A 23,888-nucleotide genomic window follows, 5' to 3' on the forward strand; every position below is an offset into this window, starting at 1 on the left:
CTTCGGTCCGCTTGCTCTTGCATCAGTCTGCCTCGTGCCGGGCGAGAAAATCGAGAAGTGCCGGATAATAATCCTGCGGGTTCTCATAGAACGGCATGTGGCTGGCATTGGCAAACACCTTGAGCTGGGCATTCGGCAGCGCCAGCTTCATCCTGAGCGCGCAGGCCGGTGTCAGCTCGTCATGCTCTCCCGTGGTGATCAGCACCGGCAGCGTCAGCCGCGGCAGGTCGGGGATGCGGTTCCAGTCCTTGAGATTGCCGATATAGAGAAACTCGTTCGGCCCCTGCATCGTCGCATAGGGCGCCATGTTCCAATCGTCGAGCGAGCGGCGCACCGGCGCCGGCCATTCCGGCAGGCGGCAGACATGGCGGTAGTTGAGGATGGTGACGGCAGCGAGATATTCCGGGTGTTCGTAGGTGCCCTGCGCCTCGTGCTTCTGCATCATCGAGACGGTTTCGGCACCGAGCGCGGCGCGCAGCCGCTCCAGTTCCGAGATCAGATGCGGCATGTCGGCGACGGTATCCTCGAGGATCAGCGTCTTCAGCTTCTCAGGATAGGTCAGCGCATATTCGATCGCCAGCCATCCGCCCCACGAGTGACCGAGCATGTGGACCTTGCCGAGCCCCAGCGCCTTGCGCACCGTCTCCGTCTCCTCGACATAACGGCCGATCGTCCAGAGCGAGAGATCGTCCGGCCGGTCGGAGGCTCCGGTACCGAGCTGGTCGAAAGCGACGACGCGATAACCCTTGTCGACGAGGCAGGAATGCGCCTCGCGCAGGTAATCGCAGGGCAGGCCTGGTCCGCCGTTCAGGCAGAAAACCGTCTCGCCGCCGGTCCCGAAACTGTAGGCAACGACGCGATAGCCATCGACATCGATCTCGAATCGCGCGTCCGGCTGTATTTCACGCCACATTGATTGCTCCGGCAGAAAATTTCGCTTGCTCAATATTTGGGCATGGCTAAATTTTTACCTTAAATCGCATTCTGTGCCAGCTATAAGAAGTGATAGGGTGGGCGTCGTGCCGAACCCGGGAGCCGCCCATGCTTGACGATATCGGAACGATCAGACGGCAGTTTACAGCGCATGAAACGTTGGACGGCCGCATCGACCATGCCTTCGAGGCGATGAAGCAGATCGGCTTCGAGGCGCTGATCTACGACTATACGCCGGTGCCCTACGATCTCGACGGCGCGATCATGATCCCATCGCTGCTGAAGCTCAGGAACATTTCCGACGACATGCACGATTACTGGTTCGATCGCGGTTATTTCCGCATCGATCCGGTCCAGCAGGTGGCGCTGCGCACCTCCGCGCCGTTCTTCTGGAACTATGACACCGACGCCGACACGCTGATCAACCGTTTCATGAATGACGACACGGCGCCGGTGACGCGCTATTTGAGCGAACGCGACATGTCGACAGGCGTCACCGTCCCGGTTCATATGCCGCGCGGCGACTATGCGACGGTCACCGGCATCCGCTTCGGCCGGAACGACGATTTCGAACGGCATGCGTTGCGTTATATCGCCGACTTCAACCTGCTCGCCCATGTCTTCCACGAGACCGCCTATTCGCTTTTCGATGCGCGGGCACGCAGCGTCGGCACGGTTCGCCTGACCGAGCGCGAACGCGAGTGCCTGCGCCATTCGGCGGAAGGTTATTCCGCCAAGGAGATTTCCCGCATCATCGGCCGTTCGGTGCCGACCGTCGTCATGCATCTGAACGCCGCGGCAAAGAAACTCGGCGCCCGCAACCGCACTCAGGCCGTGGTGCGCGCCACCCATTACCGCCTGCTCGAAGACCGGCCGGCCCAGAACTGGCCACCCTATAACTTGTGATAGCTGCCGTCACCGCTGCCGCCGCGTTATGGTTTTCGAGATGCCAAATGATGGAGACGCCGGTGGCCGAAATCGTGACGAATGAAGCCTATTTGCCCTTTCGCGACTATCGCACCTGGTATCGCATCACCGGTTCGCTGGAAGGTGACAAACTGCCGCTCGTCGTCGCCCATGGCGGGCCCGGCTGCACCCATGACTATGTCGATTCCTTCAAGGATATCGCCGCCCTCGACGGCCGCCCCGTCATTCACTACGACCAGCTCGGCAACGGAAATTCCACCCGGCTTCCGGAAAAAGGCCCGGATTTCTGGACGGTCGGCCTGTTTCTCGAGGAGCTGGACGCGTTGCTTGCCCATCTCGGCATCCAGGATCGTTATGCCTACCTCGGCCAATCCTGGGGCGGCATGCTCGGGGCCGAACATGCGGTGCGCCGGCCACAGGGCCTGAAGGCGCTTGTCATCGCCAACTCGCCGGCCAACATGCATACCTGGGTTTCGGAGGCGAACCGGCTCAGGCAGGAGCTGCCGAAAGAGGTGCAGGACACGCTGCTGAAGCACGAGCTGGCGGGAAGCCTGACCGACCCGGACTATATCGCCGCCTCGCGCGTCTTTTACGACCGCCATGTCTGCCGCGTCGTGCCGTGGCCGCCCGAAGTGGCGCGGACCTTCGCCATCATGGACGAGGACAACACCGTCTATCGCAACATGAACGGTCCGACCGAATTTCACGTCATCGGCACGATGAAGGACTGGACGATCGAGAACAGGCTCGACCGGATCGAAGCCCCGACGCTGCTGATCTCGGGAAAATACGACGAGGCGACACCGCTGGTCGTACGGCCCTACCTCGAACGTGTCCCCGGCTGCGAATGGGTGCTCTTCGAAAATTCCAGCCATATGCCGCATGTCGAGGAAAAGCAGCTTTGCCTGGCGACCGTTTCCGATTTCCTCTCACGGCATGATTGAGAACTATCGACGAACCAGCCATTTCTTGGCGACGCGGCAAGCCATCGTATAGGCGGGATCAAAGACGTTTCCGACGTCGTAACGCACGACCTGGCCGAGCAGATGGCTGGCCGCCGTCCTGTCCAGGCCGTAATCCGACGCCAGCCAGGTCAACATTTCGCTGGTGGCATGCTGGAGCGCCTGATCAAGGGGCCGGGCGTTGCCGATGGTAAAGATGTCTTCTGCGGTTTCCCCGCGCGGCCAGATCAGTCCGGCCTTCTTTTCCACCGTCAGCCGCACCGTGACCTCGAACGTCGTCTCGACGCCGGTTCCGACGATCTCCCCATCCCCCTGCACGGCATGGCAATCTCCCAGAAAGAACAAGGCGCCGGGGGCCGCAACCGGAAAGCGGATCGTCGTCCCAGGACCGAAAAGCCGATAATCCATGTTGCCGCCATATTCGCCGCTGGTCGCGGTCGATATCGCCTGGCCGAGGCTGGGCGCCACGCCGAAACAGCCGATCATCGGGGAGAGAGGCAGAACGAGATTTTCAAGTCCGGCAACCGGCTCCGAAAGCCGGGCAGTCAAGCTCTCACGGTCGATGACCCAGACGGCGATATCGCGCGGCGGCAGGTCACGAACCGTTTCGGGATCGACTACGTTGGCGGCGACGACGCTGCGGGTAAAACCCGTGTTCCTGGTCGGGATCATCCCGATGATCTCGACCTTCAAGGCATCTCCGGGTTCGGCGCCCTCCACGAAGATTGGCCCGTTCATCGGATTGGGCCCGGATGTCTGCTTGACGCCGTCCTTGTCGTACCCGATGGCATCAAGCGTCTCGGTGACCACGGTGTCGCCGTCGGCAATGCGGAGGGCCGGCGGAAGAGAGCCGATGACATTGTGAAAGCTCGTCGGAATGAAGCGGTGCGTGGTCATGAGATACGGCTCTCGTTTTGCTTGTTTTGGTGAACGGGTTAGGCGGCCAGTCAGGGCAGTTGGTGGATGGTCACGTCCGGAACGACGTCCCGTGCGATCTCGCAGAGATGCCAGTGATGCGTGAGGTAGATGACCTGTCCTACCTTTGCCATGTCGCCGAGCAGGCGGAAAACCTCTTCCGAGCGAGGATTGTCGAAGCTCTCCATAATGTCGTCGGCGACGAAGGGCACGGGCCGGCGAAGCGCTGCGAATTCCTCATAGCCTGCTAGCCGAAGCGCGAGATAGAGCTGGAACTGCGTGCCCGTCGACATCGCGTCTGCAAGTTTCGAGCCGCCATCACGTGATACTCCGATCAGTATTTCCCTGTCCCGGTCGGATTGGGTCGTCAGGCCGGAATAATTGCCGCCGGTAATCAGGCGGAAGGCTTCCGATGCGCGGTTCATCATCGAGCTACGATGTTTTTCGCGATAGATATGCAACGCCTGCTCCGCCGCAAGGGTGCCGGCACGGAGCGTTAGATGCCGCACGGCCAGCTCCTCGATGTCGAGGAAGATGGTTCGGCGCTTGGCCTCGATCCGCGCCACCGCGTCGTCCCCGCCGACGCCCTCGAGCTTCTGCCGCGCCAGCGACACGTCGGAATAAAGGAGCTTCGCCCGCTCGGTGAGATCCTCGACCCGCGCGCCGAGCTCAATTGCATCGCGCTCGACGGCGTCGGCGTCGACATCGGCAAGGCGCCGTTCGGCTTCGGAAAAACTCGTCGCGCGCAATGCGTCGGTGATCTGGCCGCGCAAGGTGGCGGCCCGCGCCTCCAGCCGGTCCCGATCCCGGGCCTGGTTCAGGAATGCGTCGACTGAGGCAAGCGAGTCCGTGCCGAAATAACTGGTCAATTCGTTCCTGCGGGCATTGTGAACGGCCAGTTCTTCCTCCAGCGCCCGTTGTTTCTCCAGGTGTTTTTCGAGATCCGCCTGGCGGTCTCCCCGAAGTTGCGCCGCATGCCGCGCTGCCTCGTGGCGTTCGACAAGCGCATTGGCGGAGGCGAGAGTATCCGCTGCCAACTCGCTGATGCCGCAGTCTGCGAGAAGACCGGCAATATCGTCGCGGAATTGCTCCTGGTCGCATTCCATCGCGGCAACGCGGCTTGCGAGGTCATCCCGTTCCTTGAGGATGGCGGGCAGCGTGCCGAGCGCATTCAGCATGGCGCGGACGGCCGTCATCGAGCCGGCCTTGTCGGCAAACCAGCTTCGCGACAGCGCCTCCGCCCATTCCCGGTCCCAGGCCGCTATAGTGGTTTCCGCCTCCTGCCGGTCGCGCTCCCGTTCCCTGAGATCGTGGTTGAGATCCCCGATGGCTTTCTCATGCGCCTGCCGCGCCGCCCGCTCGGCCTTGCCGGCGGCAAGCATATCATTTGCAGTCTGCATCAGCTCGGCGACCGGCAGATGGTCTGCGTCACCAAGACCGGCATCCGCAAGACTGGCTGCAAGCGTCGCGGCATGCCCGTCGAGTTCGCCGCGAAGCGCGTCCACCGTCTCTTCGGCCCGCTGCAGATCGCCCCAGGCGGCCAGCGCCGCGGCCCGCTTGGTGCTCCAGGTCTCGAGTGCCACAAGGCGCGCTGATGCTTCGGCGTCATATTGGGTGGTGCCGGGAAGCAGACTCCGGATGCGTTCGGCAAGCGCATCATGTTCGGCGCGCGCCTCGGCGAGCAGTTCCCTTTGCCGTTCGATCGCTGCTGCCGTTGCCGCTTCCGTCTGGCGGAGCTGGCGCAGTTCCGCCAGCTCCTGCGCCCGCGACAGCCGGCCGGCGGATACCATGTCGTCCTGCCGCATCCGCTCCTCGAACGCCCGGGCGGTGGCGGCATTCAGACTGGTGAGATGGACCTGCCAGGCGACATCACGTTCATCGCGCAGCCTCACGGCCTCGGCATCGTCTATCGAACCACCGGCGATGAAGGCCGCGATCCGGGCGTTGGTCAGGGCCTGTTCAGTGCCGAGATCACGAAGCCGCGCCTCGTGATCCCCAATCCGCTTGTCGACAGCAGTTGCCTGACAACGCCAGGTCTCGATCTGTCGAGGCTCCGCGGCGCTCGTGCGTTGCAGGGCCACGGCGTCGCCGGTCCAGGGTGCAAGCTGTGCAAACTGGTTCACCTGTATTCGCTGCGCCTGGACAAGTGTCCGCTCTTCCATGGTGAGCCGTATTGCGAGATCGGACCCGGTCAGCCGGCTCCACGCCGCCTCGATACGAGCAAGCCGCGCGGGATCGAGGACCCCAACTCCGTTATGCGAGCCTTCTTCCCTAACCAGCCTTTCGAGATTCTCCCGTGCCCGCACCAGTTCGCGGCCCGCGGCGGCCAGCTTCGCCTCGACGCCGGAGCGTCGTTCGATGAGATCGCGGATAGTGCCGATCAGCGAGGTGGGCAGCAGCAGCGCCTCGGGCGTCGCATGGCCCGGCTGTTCGAGATCGGACAGAAGCCGAACCAGCACAGCTTCCTGTTCCGCCAGCGCCAGTCGGCGCTTCGGCAGGTCGCTTTCAGCCGCGAGGTGGCGCGCACGGCCCTGATCCAGCATGTCCATATACGCGGCGACCGTCAGCGCCTTTTCGTCGATCGCGATCGCCTCGATCTCGTCCGCGAGCTGGCGTTGCGTGCGGTCAGCGGTTTCGAGAAGCGCCTGCAGCCGCGTCTCATCGCGGGATAGCTGCGGCAGCAGCGCGAACCATTCGGATGGAGGCCGCGGCAGATCGCCCATACCGGCTGTATCCGCGTCCAGCCGCCGGAGCTCCAACGCCGCGGGCAGGGCACCGAGAAGGCGCGTCAGCTCCTGATGCCGGATCTTGGCCTCGGCCAGTTCCCGCGTGGTCGCGGTGTAGGCGGCCTCGGCGTGCTCGTGGGTCGATTTCAGGGCCGAGTAGGTGGAGGCAAGCGTGTCGATGGCATTGCGCTCGGCCTTCAGCGCTTCGAGCGAGCGTTTGAGTTCGGCGAGCTTCGTGCTCGACGACCGTTTTTTGTAGATCACATTGGCTTCGTCGGCGGCCGTCACCAGCGAACGGCTGAGGCCGGCAAGGCCCGAGCTTGCCGAGAACAGCAACTCGCCGAGCTCGCCCTTGCTTTGTATGATGGCGTTTCCGCCTTCCTTGAGCGACTGGTCGTCGAGTGAGAACATGGTGCGATAGGCCTCGCGACCGATGCCGCCGAGCACGCCGGCGACAAGCGCCTCGTTCACAGCCTGCCCCCGATCGTCGACGAGGCTGCTGGTCCGGAGCTTGAGCCGCGCCAACTCGTATTCCGTGCCATCGAATTCCAGCCGCGCGCCGACCTTCATCGTGTTGTAGGGATGCAGGAAATTGTAGGTACTGCGCTCCCCTATGCCGTAGAGGAGATCGAGATAGGCGGCAAAGGTGGTCGACTTGCCTGCTTCGTTCAGACCGTAGACGATGTGTAGGTCCGGCGAACCCTGACGAGCCGCGCCGAAATCAATCGAGTGGTCTGTGAACTTACCGTAGCGGGTGAGGTCGAGGCGTCGCAGTCGCATCAGCTTTCTACCCGGTCCGCGGCCTTCATCCGGGCGGCGATGTCCTCGGCGCCGTTGGCGAGGAGGTTGTCGATGAAGCGTTCGAAGCCCGCTTCATCATGCCCGGCGAATGCTCGGCTCTCGGCCGGCAGGTCGGCGAGCAGATCTCGAACCACCTCTCTGATATCGTCGCGAAATCCGCTGCGGCCAATCACCTCGTCCCGCATCAGCGCAGCCAGCCCGACGACGGGATCGGCAGCGGAGGCGTCTGCAAGTGTCAGGGGCGCCTCGAAGGCGAGCTCCAGCTTCTCGATCCAGGTCCGGCCGATCAGATCGCCGCGCTGCTCGGCCTCCGCCTGCATGAGGTCGACATCGCGGCGAAGCTGCCAGGAAAGCTGCGTGCGGCCGGAAAGCTTGAGGCGGGCGACGAGATGCGGCGAGGCCGTGCGGTCGCGCTGTGCCGTCAGTGCCACTTCGACCGCCATCGCCGCGTCACGCCAATCATCGACACCGGTGAGGTCGACATCGACGCGCTCGAACTGCGCGACGCTCGTGCGCCGCTCCTCGACCGTCACAGTCCGGTCGTCCGCCACGGTCACCAGCGATACGGTCTTGACGCCCGACTCGTTAATGTCGCGGCCCTGCGGCATGCCCGGCATGATGATCGTCGCCGCGCCGGGATGATGGCTGCGCTGGTGGAGATGACCGAGCGCCCAGTAGTCGAACCCCGAGGCGTGAAGGTCGAGCACGTTGCAGGGCGCATAGACGTCATGGCCCGCCGATCCGGCGAGGCTGGTGTGCATGATGCCAATGTTGACCGCACCCGCCACCGGCGGCTTGAATTTCGGCAGAAGGGGGTCCGGCGCGTGCGGCTTGGCGAAGCTCATGCCGTGGATCGCAACCGACAGGCTACCCTTCGTGGCCTCCACGATCTCGGCATGGCCGCCGAAGATCTTCACCGTATCGGGCATCACCAGTTCCCTGGCGATCTTCGACATCGCATCGTGATTGCCGCGGATCTTGAAGACGTAAATCCCCGCTCGGTGCAGCCGTTCCAGCTGGCTTGCCAGGAAGCGCGCCGTCTTCATCGACGTCTGCTCGCCGTCATAGAGATCGCCGGCGATGACGAGCGCATCGACCCGTTCCTCAAGGCACAGGTCGACGATCGCCACCAGCGCCTGCCGGCTGGCATCACTCACGAGATCGGCCAGATCGGCGTTGCGAAGCGCCAGCGACCGCAGGGGAGAGTCGAGATGGAGATCGGCGGTGTGGATGAAACGATAAGCCATGAATGCCGAACGCGTTGCGATAGGATGATGAGCGGGGCCGTCGGACAGATAACAGCGCAGTCGCTGTCACCTAGCCGTAGGCATCAGAATATGGAGCACCCGCCCAAGGGGCGCGAGCGAAATGGGCCCGGCAAACCGACCCATCCACAGTCAATATTGCTCTACCAGCGGCGGCACCGCAGCCGATGCATCCTACTGCTGCGCTTACCGAGGATGCCTGACATCTTCCCGCAACCGAACTTGAAGGTTTGATGCGGCTTGAAACTCATTGTATTTGTCGTGTCGACAAGAGGAGTTTTTATGCCTGACATCGACCCTGGCTCTTTTCCCGAACGCAAGCGCGGTTCGGGCGTGAAAATGGTCTACGACCTGCTGCGCGATGAGATACTCGACCTGAAACTCGCCCCCGGCAGCCCGATCGACGAGGTGCAATTGGCGGAGCGGTTCAAGATGTCGCGGACGCCGATCCGCGAAGCGCTGGTCCGCCTGGCTGGTGACGGGCTGATAGAAACGCTGCCGAACCGCTCGACCATGGTGTCGAACATCGATTTTCTCAATCTCAGCACATTCTTCGACGCACTCGTTCTCATGTATCGGGTAACGACGCGGTTGGCGGCACAGAACCATCGTCTCGAGGACCTGCCCTCTATCCGTCGTTTCCACGAGGACTATTCGGCGGCAATCGAAGCCCGCGACACGCTGGCGATGATTGCGACCAACGCCGCCTTCCACGCCGCCATCGCCGAGGCCGGGCGCAATCCTTATTTCACCGGGCTTTTTCGCCGGCTGCTCGATGAAGGCCGTCGGATCCTCCGCCTTTATTACCAGTCCTACGACGAACATTTTCCCCAGCAGTTCGTCGATGAACATGCCGAGATTATTGCCGCGATCGAGGCGCGGGATGTCGAGGAGGCCGATCGGCTGGGCAAGGTGCACGCCGAACAGATTGTCGCCCAGGTGCAGAAGCTTTTCAGTCGCAACGGCAAGCTCGACATAGCGCTATAAGGGGCCTTGTATTTTTCTTGTCGACAAATAGAACACAAGATGCTATCCCGACCATCGAACGGATCGGCGGCCTTTGTCGGTCGACCGTCCCACCCGAACCGCGGAGGAGATCGACATGAAGGCCACAATTTTTTCCGGCGTCATTCCTGCTTTGATGACGCCCTGCAAGGACGACCGCACGCCTGATTTCGACGCGCTGGTTCGCAAGGGAAAGGAGCTGATCGAAAAGGGCATGTCCGCCGTCGTCTATTGCGGCTCGATGGGTGACTGGCCGCTGCTGACCGACGAACAGCGCATGCAGGGCGTTGAGCGTCTGGTAAAGGCCGGCATTCCGGTGATCGTCGGCACGGGCGCCGTCAATACCGCTTCGGCTGTTGCGCATGCTGCGCACGCCCAGAAGGTGGGCGCCCAGGGCCTGATGGTGATACCGCGCGTCCTGTCGCGCGGCACGGTCGTCGCCGCCCAGAAGAACCACTTCAAGGCGATCCTTTCGGCCGCTCCGAACCTGCCGGCCGTCATCTACAACAGCCCCTATTACGGCTTTGCCACCCGCGCCGAGCTGTTCTTCGCGTTGCGCCAGGACCACAAGAACCTCGTCGGCTTCAAGGAATTCGGCGGTGCGGCCGACATGCGCTACGCGGCCGAAAACATCACCAGCCGCGACGATGACGTCTCGCTGATGATCGGCGTCGATACCTGCGTCTTCCACGGCTTCGTCAACTGCGGCGCCGTCGGCGCGATCACCGGCATCGGCTGCGTGCTGCCGAAGGAAGTCATCCACATGTGCAACCTCGCCCAGGCTGCGGCCGCCGGTGACCCGGATGCCCGCCAGCGCGCGCTGGAACTGGAATCGGCGCTTGCCGTGCTCTCCTCCTTCGACGAAGGCCCAGACCTCGTCCTTTACTTCAAGCATATGATGGTGCTGAAGGGCGACACGGAATACACGCTGCATTTCAACGAGACGGACGTGCTCTCCGAAAGCCAGGGCGGTTATGTCGAAGCTCAGCTGAAGCTGTTCGACACCTGGTACGCCGAGTGGAGCAAGCTGCCGGGCGCCGTGCAGAAGTACAAGGGATAATTCGCGATCCCCTCAAACAGAAGGCCCTCCTCGCGGAGGGCCTTTTCTTTTGTAAACCAGTGAAAGAGAAGAGGTCTCAGGAGACCGCTTCGAGACCTTTTTCGAAAAGCCGGTCAAGCAGCTCCAACTCGGCGGCCGTCAGCGGGACGCCTTCCGTCTCGGATTTCTGGCGGGCGGCGAAGCGGCGCTGCGAAGGAAGGCGGGCACCGCTCCCGACGATCGCCTCGAAAAGCAGCTCGGCGCGGGCGAAGGGATCCCCAGGCCGGCCGGCGGCGAAAGCTTGCGGCGACATGGCGATGATGAGTTCACCATGGAAAGGGGCGAGTGTCGTCGTGCCGAGATAGTCGAGCACTTCAGGGCTGGTGAAATCACCAATCATGATGCCGGCGAGAAGCTCGATCATCGTGCCGATGGCCGATCCCTTGTGCCCACCGAAGGGCAGCATGGCGCCGGCAAGGGCGGCTGCCGGATCGGTCGTCGGATTGCCGTCGGCATCGATCGCCCAGCCCTCGGGAAGCTGCTTGCCGGCGCGGCGGTGCAGCTCGATTTCTCCGCGGGCGGCAACCGAGGTCGCAAAATCGAATACGTATGGCGACATGTCCTTGCGCGGCCAGCCGAAGGCGAAAGGGTTGGTGCCGAGCAGCGGTTTGTTGCCGCCGGCGGGCGCGACGGTCGCATAACTGGGGCACATAACGAGACCGGCAAGACCCTCCCTGGTCACCGCCTCTACTTCCGGCCAGAGCGCAGAGAAATGGCTGCAATCATTGATGACGAGGGCGGCAATGCCGAGCCTGCGTGTGCGTTCGGCCAGCGCCGGCACGCCGAGTTCGAAGGCCGCATTGGCAAAGCCCCCCTTGGCATTGACCTTGACGATGGCGGACCCTTCGTTGAGGTCCAGTTCCGGCACCACGTCCGGCTTCACCTTGCCTGATTTGACGGTGCGCAGCGCGCCCTCGATGCGGTAGATCCCATGCGATTTGCAGGCGTCGCGCTCACCGGCGACGATCACGCGGGCAAGCGCCCCGGCCTGCACGGCATTGAGGCCGGCCTTGCGGAAGATGGCTTCGACCCGCCCATGCAGGTCGGCAATCGTCAAGGTCGTTTTCGTCATGCTGCGTTTCTCCTCGCCGCGATTTTGTTGTAGATTACCAGGTCTATCGACATTGCAGATGATGCAAGAGCCAAGCCCGAACCCACAAATATTTATGGCGAACCAATCTCTCCGTCTTGCCGAAGAATGCATAAACGACGTCTAGGAAGGCGGATATGGGCAAACCCAACTTATCCCGCTTGGACTGACGAGTTCTTCCTGCTGAGAAGGGCTGCGCGAATCTGTTCGTTCTTGCTCAGCGGGGGAGGGGGAGCGGGAGCCGGCGCCTCGGCCTTGCCCGCATTCCGCTTAAGGCTCAGAAAGCGTTTTTGCGCGACCAGCCGATCTTCTGGGGACAGTGGTTCCACCGGTTCGCCGTCCAGGTCATGACGCATGGAATCGGACTGGGCGCTGGCGAAATAATATCGCCGGCAATGGACATAGGCAGCCGTCGCGCGCCTCAGTGTCGTCACGCCGGAATCGGGCTTCAGGAGCGGGCGCAGCTCGTTGAAGAGGCCAACGGCAAAGGGGAGGATCGGATCTCCCGGCTTGGCGGGCAGCACGCCGACCGGCCGGATCAACAGCATGTTGATCGCGTTTGCCTTCTCCACGTCGAGGTCGGCTGCCGCAATCGGCCCGCGGCTGATCTTCCAGGGTTTGTCCATGCATCCTCCATAGCGACCGACTGTGATGGTATATTGACGGACAGGGCCAATATCCGTGCAGTTCGCACATTGCCACTCCTGCCGCAAGACGCCATTTCCGCGCAGATATAGGCTGCCTTATCGGCCTGCCATTCCATCTAATCGTTTTTATCGCCGAATGTGCGCCGAATGTGCATTGACCTCCAGCATCGATTACACTTCTTATCCGCGCCCAAGATGAGTGACCGGCCGCGGGGAGGATATATGCGGGTTTTCTCGAGCATTGACGAGCTGCGCCACACGCTCGATGCGCTGAAGCGCCAGGGGCGCACCGTCGGCCTGGTGCCGACGATGGGCTATCTCCATCCCGGTCATATGCAGCTCGTATCGCGCGCCCGGGCCGAGAACGATCTCGTCGTCGTCTCGATTTTCGTCAATCCGCTGCAGTTCGGCCCGGGCGAAGACCTCAGCAAATATCCGCGCGATCTCGAACGTGATTCAGCCATGCTCAAGCAGGCCGGGGTCAATTTCCTTTTCGCGCCCGATGTCGAAGACATGTATCCGCGCCCGATGCAGACCGTCGTCGATGTTCCCGATCTCGGCCGCGAGCTCGAAGGCGCAGTCAGGCCCGGGCATTTCGCCGGCGTCGCCACCGTCGTCTGCAAGCTCCTCAACATCGTGCAGCCGCAGACCGCCTATTTCGGCCAGAAGGACTATCAGCAGGTCGTCATCATCAAGCGAATGGTGGAAGATCTCGCCGTGCCGGTGCGGGTGATCTCGGTGCCGACGGTCAGGGACGGTGACGGCCTCGCCTTGTCGTCGCGCAACGTCTATCTCAGTCCCGAGGAGCGGCGCGCCGCGGTGATCGTCCCGCAGACCCTCGACGAGGCCGAGCGCCTGATTGCCAATGGCCTGACGGATCCCAGGGAATTGGAAGCAAAGCTCACCGGATTTCTCGGTCGCGAGCCGCTGGCAGAGCCCGAAGTCGTCGCCGTCAGAGACGCTTTGACGCTTGAGCCGGTGAGCTCGATCGAAGAGCCTGTCCTCGTGGCGCTCTTCGTTCGGTTCGGCACGACGCGGCTCCTCGACAATCGAGTCGTCCGCAGCAACCGGCTTGCCGGGCTTATCGGTGGGAAGGGCCAGCCGGGAAAGAGCCAGCAGGAAAGGGGAGTGACGAAATGAGCGCCACCGGATTTCAAAAGCGCCTGACGCCGACCCGCATCTCAGCCATGAAAGGCGGCAAACCGATCGTCTGCCTGACCGCCTATACGACGCCGATGGCGCGCCTCCTCGATGAACATTGCGACCTTCTGCTGGTCGGGGATTCGCTCGGCATGGTGCTCTACGGCATGGAAACGACCATTGGCGTCACGCTCGACATGATGATTGCCCACGGCAAGGCGGTGATGCGCGGCGTCGCCAAAGCCTGCGTCGTCGTCGACATGCCGTTTGGCAGTTATCAGGAATCGAAAGAGGTCGCCTTCCGCAATGCGGTGCGCATCCTCCAGGAGACCGGCTGCGATGCCGTCAAGCTGGAAGGTGGCGAGGAGATGGCCGAAACCATCGCCTTCCTGACGAAGCGGGGAATCCCGGTGATGGGGCATATCGGCCTGATGCCGCAGCAGGTCCAAACCGCAGGCGGCTATCGCTCCGTTGGGCATAGCGAACACGAGACGTCGAAGATCCGGCGTGACGCGCACGCCATCGGCGGCTCGGGTGCCTTTGCCGTCGTCGTCGAGGGCACGGTGGAACCGCTCGCCCGGGAGGTGACGTCAGCCATTCACATACCCTCCATCGGGATCGGCGCCTCTTCAGCCTGCGATGGTCAGGTTCTGGTTTCCGATGATATTCTCGGGCTCTTCAACGATTTCACCCCGCGTTTCGTCAAGCGCTACGACGAACTCGGCAAGAGGATCACGGCGGCGGCCGCCGCCTACGCCGGCGAAGTCCGGTCACGGCAGTTTCCAGCAGCGGAGCATACGTTCAAGCGGCGATCCTGAAGCAGGACGACATCAGCGCCATTACCGTTCGAGCTGTCGTTCGTGCATGAAATCGGCCGACCGGCGCACCGCCTCGGAAACCTGCAGCAACTGTTTGGCCATGGGTGTCGAATTGCGCCAGATCATGCCAATTGTCCGAGACGGCTGCGGAGAGTGGAAGCGCGAGATCGCAACATGCGCCGAACGCGTTTCCAGAGGGACGGCCATCTCCGGAATCAAGGTGATGCCGATGCCGGCGCTGACCATCTGGACCAAGGTGGAGAGCGAGCTGCCTTCCATCACTTCCCGCGGGCGGGCCGGTCCGATCTTGCAGAACGACAGCGCCTGATCGCGGAAGCAGTGACCTTCTTCCAGCAGCAGCAACCGCATTTCGCGCAGCGCCTCGCGCTCGGGTACCGGCTTGCCCTCGTCTTCGGGCCGCCGCACTAGCACGAACTCCTCCCTGAAGAGTTCGAGCTCGGTCAGCGATGGCTCCGATACGGGCAGTGCGACGATTGCGGTATCCAGCTGGCCTTGCGCCAGCTCCTGAACCAGCTTTGCCGTCTGCGTCTCGCGCACCTCGATCTGAATTCCGGCGAAGCTTTTGTTGAGATCGTTTATAATCGCCGGCAGCAGATAGGGCGCGATCGTCGGGATGATGCCGATGCGCAGGCGCGTGAGGAAGGAATCGCGGGAGGCACGGGCAAATTCCCCCAGCTCGTCCACCGCCCGCAGGATGTCTCGGACCCTCAGAGCGAAGCTCTGGCCGAAGGGGGTGAGCTTCACCTCGCGCGCGCTGCGCTCAAAGAGCCCGCTGCCCAATTCCTGCTCGAGTTCTTTGATCTGCATGGAGAGCGCCGGCTGGGAGATGGCGCAGGCATCGGCGGCACGGCGAAAGCGGCCATCCCTTGCCAAGGCTTCAAAATAACGTAGCTGTTTCAAGGTAAGGTTTTTCATAACCTCAGCTTATCGCAGCGATCAGTAAATCCAACTTAAAATTATTACATGCTTCCGATATGAAGGCTGCAGGGGAGAGAGTGGGGCGCCAGCTCGGCTCATCTTTTGACAGGCAGAAGACCAAGCAATGAAGGAGACGATCATGGACAACCCCACTGACAGCGCAGGCAAATGTCCTGTCGCACATGGCAATACGCCACGCGCCCGAGCCAACCGCGACTGGTGGCCGGACCAGCTGAACCTGCAGATTCTTCATCACAATTCCGGCCGCGCCGATCCGCTCGGCCAGGCCTTCGATTATGCCGAGGAGTTCAAGAAGCTCGATCTTGACGCGCTGAAGCAGGATCTTCACGCGCTGATGACGGATTCGCAGGATTGGTGGCCGGCCGATTTCGGTCACTACGGCGGCCTGTTCATCCGCATGGCCTGGCATAGCGCCGGCACATACCGCATCACCGACGGCCGCGGCGGCGCCGGTCAGGGCCAGCAGCGTTTTGCGCCGCTGAACAGCTGGCCTGACAATGCCAACCTCGACAAGGCCCGCCGCCTGCTGTGGCCGATCAAGCAGAAATACGGCAACCGCATCTCCTGGGCCGACCTCCTGATCCTCACCGGCAACGTTGCGCTCGAATCCATGGGCTTCAAGACCTTCGGCTTCGCCGGCGGCCGCGCCGACGTCTGGGAGCCGGAAGAACTCTACTGGGGCCCTGAAGGCACCTGGCTCGGCGACGAGCGCTATAGCGGCGAACGCCAGCTGGCAGAACCGCTCGGCGCCGTGCAGATGGGCCTTATCTACGTCAATCCGGAAGGTCCGGGCGGCAATGCCGATCCGATCGCCTCCGCCCGTGACATCCGCGAAACCTTCGCCCGCATGGCGATGAACGACGAAGAGACCGTGGCGCTGATCGCCGGCGGCCACACCTTCGGCAAGACGCACGGCGCCGGCGACCCCTCCCTGATCGGCGCCGAGCCAGAAGGCGGCGCGATCGAGGACCAGGGCCTCGGCTGGAAGAGCTCGTTCGGCACCGGCGTCGGCAAGGATGCGATCACCGCCGGCCTCGAAGTCACCTGGTCGCAGACGCCGACCAAGTGGAGCAACTACTTCTTCGAAAACCTTTTCGCTTTCGAATGGGAACTGACGACGAGCCCGGCCGGTGCCAAGCAGTGGCAAGCCAAGAACGCCGAAGCCTCCATTCCGGATGCTTATGATGCCGGCAAGAAGCATCTGCCGACCATGCTGACCAGCGACCTGGCCCTGCGTTTCGACCCGGTCTACGAGAAAATCTCGCGCCGCTTCCTCGAAAATCCCGATCAGTTCGCCGACGCCTTCGCTCGCGCCTGGTTCAAGCTGACCCACCGCGACATGGGCCCGAAGGTGCGCTACCTCGGCCCGGAAGTGCCGGCAGAAGACCTGATCTGGCAGGACGTGATCCCAGCCGTCGACCATCCCCTCGTCGACGACAAGGACATTGCGGACATCAAGGCAAAGGTTCTTGCCACCGGCCTCACCGTGCAGGAACTGGTTTCGACCGCCTGGGCCTCGGCCTCGACCTTCCGCGGCTCCGATAAACGCGGCGGCGCCAACGGCGCGCGCATCCGCCTGGCTCCGCAGAAGGATTGGGACGCCAATCAGCCCGCCCAGCTCGCCAAGGTGCTTGGCGTTCTCGAAGGCATCCAGAAGGACTTCAACGCCGCCCAGACCGGCGGCAAGAAGATCTCGCTCGCCGACCTGATCGTGCTTGCAGGTGCAGCCGGCGTCGAGAAGGCGGCAGCGGCCGGCGGCCAGTCCGTCAGCGTGCCGTTTACGCCGGGCCGTGCGGATGCTTCCGAAGCCCAGACCGACGCGCATTCCTTCGCCGCGCTCGAGCCGCGCATCGACGGGTTCCGCAACTATGTGAACGGCAAGCGCCTGCAGTTCATGAAGCCGGAAGAAGCCCTCGTCGACCGCGCCCAGCTGCTGACGCTAACCGGTCCCGAAATGACCGTTCTGGTCGGCGGCCTGCGCGTGCTGAAGGCCGGCCAGCCGGAGCATGGCGTCTTCACCTCGCGTCCCGAGACGCTGACGAACGACTTCTTCGTCAACCTGCTCGACATGGCTACCCAGTGGGTTCCTGCTGCCGGCAAGGACGGCGTCTATGAAGGCCGCGACCGCAAGACGGGCGCTGCCAAATGGACCGGCACGCGCGTCGACCTGATCTTCGGCTCGCACTCGCAGCTGCGCGCCTTTGCCGAAGTCTACGGCCAGGCCGACGCCAAGGAGAAGTTCGTCAGGGACTTCGTCGCCGCCTGGAACAAGGTCATGAACGCCGACCGCTTCGACCTCGTCTGATCGGCAGCAATTTTGGCCCGGGCGCAGTTTCAGCTGCGCCCGGGCTTTTTCTTTTTAGGTGCCTTCGAATGGGAAGGGTGCCCAGAGCTTGGGCGGCATCCTACGGCGCGACCATTACCGGCGTGCCTGTGGCACCCCCCTCTGCCCTGCCGGGCATCTCCCCCACAAGGGTGGAGATTGGCCGGGCGCGATGGCTTCCCCAAACAACTACCGCGTATTTATTTCGATGCGGCAGAGAGGGACGGATGATCCAACCGCTTGCCGATCTCCCCACCTGTGGGGGAGATGTCCGGCAGGACAGAGGGGTATCACACGGCACGCCCTATCCGTCGCCATCCTAAGGTGCGCAACCGCAGGGGCATGACGGTCAACAGCGCATCCACCTCGCCTTTCAGGGCCTCTCCTGATCCCCGGGTTGCTCTCGCCCTTGCGCCATGAAATCGTCACTGAGGCCGCGTTCGAGAGCGATCCGCAATGACGCCCACCGCCTGCCATGATAGGTCCGAGGCCTGAGAATGACGGCATCGCCCTCCCGCGTCACCTCCACCTGGTCCACGTCAAAGCGAAAGTCCTTTGGCAGCCGGACGGCCTGCGAATTGCCGGATTGAAACACACGCGCATATCGCGGCATAGAAAGCCCTCCGCAGCCTCTGTATATGTTTCTATATATACGCGACTGGCGGCGCGCGTAAGAAGCCGTCTTCGCGCTCCCACTAACGAGGCAGAATCCCGAAAGGCGAGAGCGTCAGCAGATCGGGATCATCCGTCGCCGTCGCTTTCGCTACCTCGGCATGGCTCATGCTGTAGCCGTAGGTAAGGACGCGAACGCCGTCGATCATGAAGAATTGCGCCTGATCCAGGCCGGGCCGCAGGGTGCCCGTCACGGTGACGGTCTCGTACATTCTTCCGAGGTGCAGGGGTTTTTCCGGAACGACACGAACCAGCTGGTTGGGCGGCGGGGAAGGGGTGTGGCTGCAGGCCCCGGCCCAAGGCACCAGCTGGGCGGAACGCTTGGCTTCAGCAACCGGCCGGACGGTGGGGCTAGCTTCCATGTCGATCTGCCGCGCGCGCCTGCGGCGATAGAAGAGCGCGGCCTTGCCGTCGAAAGCTCGCCGTGAGACATCGTCTTTGATTTGGCCGCACCGGTTGATATGAACTTAGCACCGTTTTCGACGTAGTTTGGCCATGACAGATTCCACCGATACCGTGCGAGCCTCGACAATCCTGATCGTCGATGACGAGCCCGCCAATGTTTCGCTGCTGGAGCGCATTCTCAAGCGCGAGGGCTTCAACGCGCTGATCAGCACCACCGAGCCGCGCGAGGCCTTGCGGCTTTTCCGCGAGCATTCGATCGATCTCGTTCTCCTCGACCTGATGATGCCCGATCTCGACGGTTTCGCCTTGCTGGAGACCTTCGCACGGCTCATTCCCGAAAACAGCTACCTGCCGATCCTGGTTCTCACAGCCGATGCGACCTTGCCGACGCGCAGGCGCGCGCTGTCGCTCGGCGCCAAAGATTTCCTGACGAAGCCCTTCGATGCGATCGAGGCCGTCCTGCGCATCTTCAACCTGCTCGAAACCCGCATCCTGACGCTGGCGCTTGCCAAACACGGGCTGGCGGCGCCGAAATCGGAACGTCCCCGCATCGATTGATCGCAGTGTTTGCCCGATCAGGCGAGCAGCACCTTGCCACCCGCCCGGAAGGGAAGGGCGGAGCGCAGGGCATCACCGACCCTTTCCAGGGGAAAGACCTCCCGCACCTCGGTCGCGATCACCTTCGAAGCGATCTGCGCGGCCACTCCAAAATAGGCGTGCTGGACTTCGCCCACGGCTTCGGAGTGAACCCATTCCCGAAGGTGAAAGTAGGAAAAGAAAATATCGGGATGGGAGGCCCAGAAGGAATTGGGGATGCTTTGCCCCGAGAGCAGGCCGTAATGCACGAAATGCCCGCCGGGTTTGAGCGCATCGGCGAGGATGGAGGCGCGCCCGCCGCCGACGCAGTCGAGCACCGCGTCGAGCCCATGCCGGCCGGCAAGCCCGGCGGCCAGGTCACCGTCCGCTTTGTCGACGATGACGGCTTCGAGCCGGCCGCGCAGGCGCTGAAGGGATTGCTCGCTGCGGACGATCGCGATCGGCGCAACGCCGCCGGCATTGGCCAGGCCGATCAATATCGATCCGATCGACGAGGCAGCGGCATTGATGGCGATGCGCATGCCCGGCTTCAGGCCGATCTTCTTGTGCAGCATCAGCCAGGCCGTCATCGGGTTGACATAGCTCGTCGTCGCTTCGAAGTCGGAGAGTGTGTCCGGAACCCGAAGGCACCAGCTGGGATCGGTATCCTTGACTTCCTGCCATCCGCCGGCGCTGCGCACCGGCAGTACGCGCGTCCCCGGGGAAAGGCCATGAACCTCTTCTCCGCACGCCTCGACCACGCCAAAAGCTTCGAAGCCGGGGATGAAGGGCAGGGTCGTGCGGCCGGCATAGGCGCCCGATATGGTGATGATGTCGGATGGATTGATCGACCGTGCGAGCAGGCGCACCCGGACCTGATCGCGGCGCAGCACCGGCAACGCGGCCCGCTCGATCTCGACAACCTCCTCGGCCGGCCCGAATTTTCTCACGACCGCCTGATATTGCATTGCATCCCCCAGACAACAGCGGTTAGAACAGCCCACCAATTTTCGGTGACCGCATGAGTGTTGACGACAGGCCTTTAGCATCCTTCCGGGTCTCGATGCGAGACATCGATATCTATGGTCATGTCCATAACTCGGTTTACCTCGACTATTGCGAGGATGCGGTCGTCGAGTTCCTGCGGCACCGGCAAATTCTCAGCCACTTCCGCCACACCTCCTCCGGCGTTGCCTATCACGTGAAGAAGGCGGAGATCACTTTTCACAACCCCATCGACGTCGACGATATCGTCGAGGCCAAGGTGACCGTCGAGAAAATCGGGCGCACGAGCCTCTCCTTTGCGATCGAACTGTTTCGCCAGCGCGACGGTGCCCATTGCGCCTCGGCAGGGTTCGTCTGGGTCTGCGTCGGCCTTGCCGACAGTCGCCCGACGCCAATTCCCGACGCCACAAAGACCGCTTTAGGCTGACGGCCGATCTTCAAACCAGCGGGTCTCCATGCCGATCCATAAGCAGCTTCTTCGACATGCAACGGAAAGGCCGGATAAGCCGGCCCTGCTGATCGATGGCCGTTCCCGGAGCTATGGCGAACTCAATGGGCGCGCCAAGGCGCTTTACCGCTTTCTCCGGCAACTGCCGGGCTCGAACCGCCGCAGGCTCGATCTGCCCGGCGTCGACAAACTTGCGGCCCTCAGTCTCGGCAACCATATCGGCTTTGCCGAATATTTTCTCGCCGCCACCGCCTCGCCGAATGCCTGCGCGGTGATCGACCCGATGATGCCGCCGGAACGGATCGAGCGCATCATCGAGCGCCTGGCCCCTGACGTGCTTGTCGTCGACGACGATGCGAGCCCAAGCGCCGCGATCGGCCGCAGGCTCGGCGTTCCCGTCATCACCGCCGGAGCGGAGCCCTTCGATCTCACCGAGACGGAAGGCGACCTGCCTGATGATGCCGAGGGCATCTTCCTGATCGGCTTTACCTCAGGCACCACCGCCGAGCCGAAAGCCTATTATCGCTCGCGCGAGCAGTGGCGCCGGAGCCTCGATCGCGGCCGTGCAGTTTTCGAACTCGAAGACGCCCCGTCCACCATGTGCCCGGGCGCCCTGGCGCATGGGCTGGCGCTTTACGCCCTGGTCGAAGCTCTGGATGCGGGCGGCACCTTCCATTCGGTGAGAAAATGGGATCCGGCTGCCGTCGCCCGCATTCTCTCCGCCGAAGAGATCGAACGGCTGGTTGCCGTGCCGACGCACATCGCCGGCATATCAAGGGCCTCAGCCGCCGAACCGGCGCTGACTGCCCTGCGCGACGTCCTGACTGCCGGCGCCAAGTTGGACGTGAACGGCGTCGAATCCATGCGCCGCCTTTTTCCGAATGCCCGCATCCGCGAATATTACGGCGCATCCGAGATCGGCTTCATGACCGTCTCGACGCTGGTCGGCGGCGCGCGCGATTTTCCGATCGATCGGGTGGGGCAGGCCTATCCCGGCGTCGAGATTTCCATTCGCGATCCTGACGGAAACGACGTCGGGACCGATGTGCCTGGCACCATTTTCGTCAGGAGCGATCTGATCGCCGACGGTTATCTCTGGGGCGACGACGGCCAGGCGTTCCGGGTCAGCGAGGCAGGTGCGACAGTCGGAGATCTCGGCGAACTCGACGAAAACGGCATGCTGCGGGTGATCGGCCGGGCAGGCGGTATGATGATATCGGGCGGCAACAACGTCTATCCCGCCGAAGTCGAGAGTGCCTTGAAGGCCTGCCCCGGCGTCGAGGACGCCGTCGTCTTCGGGCTGCCGGATGCGTATTATGGCCAGCGGATCGTGGCGGTCGTCTCGGGAGACGCGTCAGACACAAAAATGCTGGCCGACCATTGCGCCCGGCAGCTCGCCAGGTTCAAGATCCCCAGGCAATTCTACCATATCGCCTCCTGGCCGATGACGAGCAGCGGCAAGATTTCCAGGGGGCAGGTGGAAGCGGCGGTCATTTCGGGAGACGGTCTTGTCCTACGCCTATCAGCCTGACGAGGATTGGCAGCCGGTCGTGGTTGCCGCTTACCGCACCCCGATCGGCCGGGCCTTCGGATCGCTTTCGACGGTTGCAGCCGAAGACCTGCTTGCGCCGATCATCCGCCGGATCGTCGCCGAAACGGGCATTGCGCCCGAAGCCATAGACGACGTCATGGTCGGCAATGCCGCCGGCGGCGGCGGCAATATCGGGCGGCTGGCGGCCCTTGCCGCCGGCTTGCCGATGGCGGTTCCCGGTGTCGCCATCGACCGGCAATGCGGTTCCGGCCTGGAAGCGATCATCATGGCTGCCCGCCTGATCCAGGCGAAAGCCGGCGCGTGTTTCCTTGCCGGCGGCGTCGAGAGCGTCAGCACCGCGCCATGGCGCGTCGAACAGCCGAAAGCCAATGGGGCGCTGCCGCGCTTTTATGGCCGCGCCCGGTTTTCCCCTGAAACGGTGGGCGATCCCGATATGGGCATTGCCGCCGAAAACGTCGCCCGTCAATTCGGCATCACACGCCAGAGACAGGACGAGTTGGCGCTCCGCAGCCACCGGCTCGCCGTCGCGGCCGCCGAGACGGGCCTGTTTCGACCCGAGATCGTCGAAATCGCCACCGGCCACGGACTGGTCGAGCGGGACGAATGCCCGCGCCCTACGACATCGATTGAAGCATTGGCAAATCTCCGGCCCGTCTTCCTGGCCGACGGTTCGGTCACGGCAGGCAATGCCTGTCCTGTCAATGACGGCGCCTGCCTGGTGCTCGTCATCAGCCGCGGCATGGCCAGAAGCCTCGGCATCGAAAAAGGCCTCGCCTTCATCGACAGCGCCGCCGCCGGTGTCGATCCCAACCTGCTCGGCATCGGCCCGGTGGCTTCGACCAGGAAGCTCATGCAGCGTCAACCCGGGCTCTCGCTTTTCAGCCTCGATGCCATCGAGTTCAACGAGGCTTTCGCCGCCCAGGTCCTGGCCTCGCTCGATCAGCTGGATATCTCAGCCGATGCAGTCAACAGCGAGGGCGGCGCCATCGCGCTCGGCCATCCGTTCGGGGCATCAGGCGCAATTCTCGTTACCCGGCTATATAGTCAACTGGTCCGCGGCGACAGCTGGTCACCCGCCGCGACCGGCCTCGCCATGATCGGCACAGGCGGCGGCATCGGATTGACGGCGCTGTTCGAGGCCGTTCACCTTTCTTGAAAAGACGGCCCGCCTTCGCTTTCACTGCGCTCGGACCCGAAAGCCGCCCTCACCCTAACCTGACCAGGATCGAGCTACGGGCCTCGACCCGTCCTTCGGACCCCCGTAAAAACGGGGGGAGCGGACGTGCCACACGCAACGTCGAGATGGAGGAAGCCGGCGCAGCGGCCCCTTTACGGGAAGAAGTGCCGGCAGGCTGATTGGGGGGCTGGCCAGCGGTCCCCTCGGCCGGCATGTGCGAAGAAGCAGCAGCTTGCCGTAAGGGTCGGTTCGGCCGATTCCGGATGACGCAAAATCCCCTCCATTCCGCAAGACGCTTCGATCGCAGGGCGAGCCGCCCTACTGCTTTGGCATAGGACGACAGCGACCGAGGGAGAATGGTTCAGGCTCACGATCCGGCGCATTCTGCTGTCCATCGGCTGCGGCAGGCCGCGCGGAAAATCCCGCGTGGGCCTCCCCATAC

Annotated in this window: 20 protein-coding genes and 1 pseudogene; 11 read left to right on the forward strand and 10 right to left on the reverse strand. The window is 63.1% G+C overall.

Going from position 1 to position 23,888, the window contains the following annotated elements; all coding sequences use genetic code 11:
- Nucleotides 1-22 precede the first annotated feature (22 nt).
- Entirely contained in the window at nucleotides 23-913 is an 891-nt protein-coding gene (locus tag RLEG4DRAFT_RS61085) for a proline iminopeptidase-family hydrolase (RefSeq protein ID WP_003576425.1), read from the reverse strand.
- 128 nt (nucleotides 914-1,041) lie between these two features.
- On the opposite strand from RLEG4DRAFT_RS61085, the gene RLEG4DRAFT_RS61090 reads away from it, so the two are divergent.
- Together RLEG4DRAFT_RS61090 and RLEG4DRAFT_RS61095 are read left to right on the forward strand one after the other, a co-directional pair.
- Nucleotides 1,042-1,839, forward strand: coding sequence for a helix-turn-helix transcriptional regulator (locus RLEG4DRAFT_RS61090; protein ID WP_003576424.1), 798 nt, complete (start codon nucleotides 1,042-1,044; stop codon nucleotides 1,837-1,839).
- A 62-nt stretch (nucleotides 1,840-1,901) separates the two neighbouring features.
- Nucleotides 1,902-2,804 (forward strand): proline iminopeptidase-family hydrolase, encoded by a 903-nt coding sequence (locus RLEG4DRAFT_RS61095; protein ID WP_037093463.1) that lies wholly within the window; start codon nucleotides 1,902-1,904, stop codon nucleotides 2,802-2,804.
- A 3-nt stretch (nucleotides 2,805-2,807) separates the two neighbouring features.
- On the opposite strand, the gene RLEG4DRAFT_RS61100 is transcribed toward RLEG4DRAFT_RS61095, so the two are convergent.
- Genes RLEG4DRAFT_RS61100 through RLEG4DRAFT_RS61110 form a run of 3 tightly spaced genes read right to left on the reverse strand, consistent with a single transcriptional unit; the run spans nucleotide 2,808 to nucleotide 8,511 of the window.
- Nucleotides 2,808-3,719 carry an acetamidase/formamidase family protein gene (locus RLEG4DRAFT_RS61100; protein WP_003576421.1) on the reverse strand — a complete coding sequence of 304 codons (912 nt, stop codon included), beginning with the start codon at nucleotides 3,717-3,719 and terminating at the stop codon, nucleotides 2,808-2,810.
- Between the two features lie 50 nt (nucleotides 3,720-3,769).
- On the reverse strand, nucleotides 3,770-7,243 hold the full coding sequence (locus RLEG4DRAFT_RS61105; protein WP_003576420.1) for an ATP-binding protein: 3,474 nt from the start codon (nucleotides 7,241-7,243) through the stop codon (nucleotides 3,770-3,772).
- Nucleotides 7,243-8,511: a metallophosphoesterase family protein gene (locus RLEG4DRAFT_RS61110; protein ID WP_003576418.1), complete on the reverse strand. Its 1,269-nt coding sequence runs from the start codon at nucleotides 8,509-8,511 to the stop codon at nucleotides 7,243-7,245. The genes RLEG4DRAFT_RS61105 and RLEG4DRAFT_RS61110 overlap by 1 nt, the downstream gene beginning before the upstream one ends.
- A 300-nt stretch (nucleotides 8,512-8,811) precedes the next feature.
- Here RLEG4DRAFT_RS61110 and RLEG4DRAFT_RS61115 point away from each other — a divergent pair, with 300 nt between their 5' ends.
- Together RLEG4DRAFT_RS61115 and RLEG4DRAFT_RS61120 are read left to right on the forward strand one after the other, a co-directional pair.
- Nucleotides 8,812-9,516, forward strand: a complete 705-nt coding sequence (locus tag RLEG4DRAFT_RS61115) for a GntR family transcriptional regulator (protein ID WP_003576416.1) — start codon at nucleotides 8,812-8,814, stop codon at nucleotides 9,514-9,516.
- A gap of 115 nt (nucleotides 9,517-9,631) precedes the next feature.
- On the forward strand, nucleotides 9,632-10,594 hold the full coding sequence (locus RLEG4DRAFT_RS61120; RefSeq protein WP_003576415.1) for a dihydrodipicolinate synthase family protein: 963 nt from the start codon (nucleotides 9,632-9,634) through the stop codon (nucleotides 10,592-10,594).
- A gap of 76 nt (nucleotides 10,595-10,670) precedes the next feature.
- On the opposite strand, the gene RLEG4DRAFT_RS61125 is transcribed toward RLEG4DRAFT_RS61120, so the two are convergent.
- Entirely contained in the window at nucleotides 10,671-11,705 is a 1,035-nt protein-coding gene (locus RLEG4DRAFT_RS61125; RefSeq protein WP_003576414.1) for an Ldh family oxidoreductase, read from the reverse strand.
- Nucleotides 11,706-11,875: 170 nt separating this feature from the next.
- Nucleotides 11,876-12,349 (reverse strand): ProQ/FINO family protein, encoded by a 474-nt coding sequence (locus RLEG4DRAFT_RS61130; RefSeq protein ID WP_003576413.1) that lies wholly within the window; start codon nucleotides 12,347-12,349, stop codon nucleotides 11,876-11,878.
- Nucleotides 12,350-12,592: 243 nt separating this feature from the next.
- On the opposite strand from RLEG4DRAFT_RS61130, the gene panC reads away from it, so the two are divergent.
- Together panC and panB are read left to right on the forward strand one after the other, a co-directional pair.
- Nucleotides 12,593-13,510 (forward strand): pantoate--beta-alanine ligase, encoded by a 918-nt coding sequence (gene panC, locus RLEG4DRAFT_RS61135; RefSeq protein WP_003576412.1) that lies wholly within the window; start codon nucleotides 12,593-12,595, stop codon nucleotides 13,508-13,510.
- Nucleotides 13,507-14,328 carry a 3-methyl-2-oxobutanoate hydroxymethyltransferase gene (gene panB / locus RLEG4DRAFT_RS61140; RefSeq protein WP_003576411.1) on the forward strand — a complete coding sequence of 274 codons (822 nt, stop codon included), beginning with the start codon at nucleotides 13,507-13,509 and terminating at the stop codon, nucleotides 14,326-14,328. The genes panC and panB overlap by 4 nt, the downstream gene beginning before the upstream one ends.
- 21 nt (nucleotides 14,329-14,349) lie before the next feature.
- Here the strand turns inward: panB and RLEG4DRAFT_RS61145 are convergent, their stop codons facing one another.
- On the reverse strand, nucleotides 14,350-15,264 hold the full coding sequence (locus RLEG4DRAFT_RS61145; protein ID WP_003576409.1) for a hydrogen peroxide-inducible genes activator: 915 nt from the start codon (nucleotides 15,262-15,264) through the stop codon (nucleotides 14,350-14,352).
- Between the two features lie 142 nt (nucleotides 15,265-15,406).
- On the opposite strand from RLEG4DRAFT_RS61145, the gene katG reads away from it, so the two are divergent.
- Nucleotides 15,407-17,593 (forward strand): catalase/peroxidase HPI, encoded by a 2,187-nt coding sequence (gene katG, locus RLEG4DRAFT_RS61150; protein ID WP_003576408.1) that lies wholly within the window; start codon nucleotides 15,407-15,409, stop codon nucleotides 17,591-17,593.
- 391 nt (nucleotides 17,594-17,984) lie between these two features.
- Here the strand turns inward: katG and RLEG4DRAFT_RS61155 are convergent, their stop codons facing one another.
- Both RLEG4DRAFT_RS61155 and RLEG4DRAFT_RS61160 read right to left on the reverse strand, forming a co-directional pair.
- Nucleotides 17,985-18,224 carry an AbrB/MazE/SpoVT family DNA-binding domain-containing protein gene (locus RLEG4DRAFT_RS61155; RefSeq protein WP_003576406.1) on the reverse strand — a complete coding sequence of 80 codons (240 nt, stop codon included), beginning with the start codon at nucleotides 18,222-18,224 and terminating at the stop codon, nucleotides 17,985-17,987.
- Between the two features lie 82 nt (nucleotides 18,225-18,306).
- Nucleotides 18,307-18,591: pseudogene (locus RLEG4DRAFT_RS61160) on the reverse strand (DUF3299 domain-containing protein); the annotation flags it as partial.
- Between the two features lie 187 nt (nucleotides 18,592-18,778).
- On the opposite strand from RLEG4DRAFT_RS61160, the gene RLEG4DRAFT_RS61165 reads away from it, so the two are divergent.
- Nucleotides 18,779-19,246 carry a response regulator gene (locus RLEG4DRAFT_RS61165; RefSeq protein WP_003576404.1) on the forward strand — a complete coding sequence of 156 codons (468 nt, stop codon included), beginning with the start codon at nucleotides 18,779-18,781 and terminating at the stop codon, nucleotides 19,244-19,246.
- Nucleotides 19,247-19,263: 17 nt separating this feature from the next.
- Here the strand turns inward: RLEG4DRAFT_RS61165 and RLEG4DRAFT_RS61170 are convergent, their stop codons facing one another.
- Entirely contained in the window at nucleotides 19,264-20,232 is a 969-nt protein-coding gene (locus tag RLEG4DRAFT_RS61170; protein WP_003576403.1) for a zinc-dependent alcohol dehydrogenase family protein, read from the reverse strand.
- 53 nt (nucleotides 20,233-20,285) lie between these two features.
- On the opposite strand from RLEG4DRAFT_RS61170, the gene RLEG4DRAFT_RS61175 reads away from it, so the two are divergent.
- Genes RLEG4DRAFT_RS61175 through RLEG4DRAFT_RS61185 form a run of 3 tightly spaced genes read left to right on the forward strand, consistent with a single transcriptional unit; the run spans nucleotide 20,286 to nucleotide 23,425 of the window.
- Nucleotides 20,286-20,696: an acyl-CoA thioesterase gene (locus tag RLEG4DRAFT_RS61175; RefSeq protein WP_003576401.1), complete on the forward strand. Its 411-nt coding sequence runs from the start codon at nucleotides 20,286-20,288 to the stop codon at nucleotides 20,694-20,696.
- A 28-nt stretch (nucleotides 20,697-20,724) separates the two neighbouring features.
- Nucleotides 20,725-22,248, forward strand: coding sequence for a class I adenylate-forming enzyme family protein (locus RLEG4DRAFT_RS61180; RefSeq protein ID WP_003576399.1), 1,524 nt, complete (start codon nucleotides 20,725-20,727; stop codon nucleotides 22,246-22,248).
- Complete coding sequence (locus RLEG4DRAFT_RS61185; protein WP_003576397.1) at nucleotides 22,226-23,425, forward strand: thiolase family protein; 1,200 nt, start codon at nucleotides 22,226-22,228, stop codon at nucleotides 23,423-23,425. The genes RLEG4DRAFT_RS61180 and RLEG4DRAFT_RS61185 overlap by 23 nt, the downstream gene beginning before the upstream one ends.
- Nucleotides 23,426-23,888 lie beyond the last annotated feature (463 nt).

Source organism: Rhizobium leguminosarum bv. trifolii WSM2297, assembly GCF_000271845.1.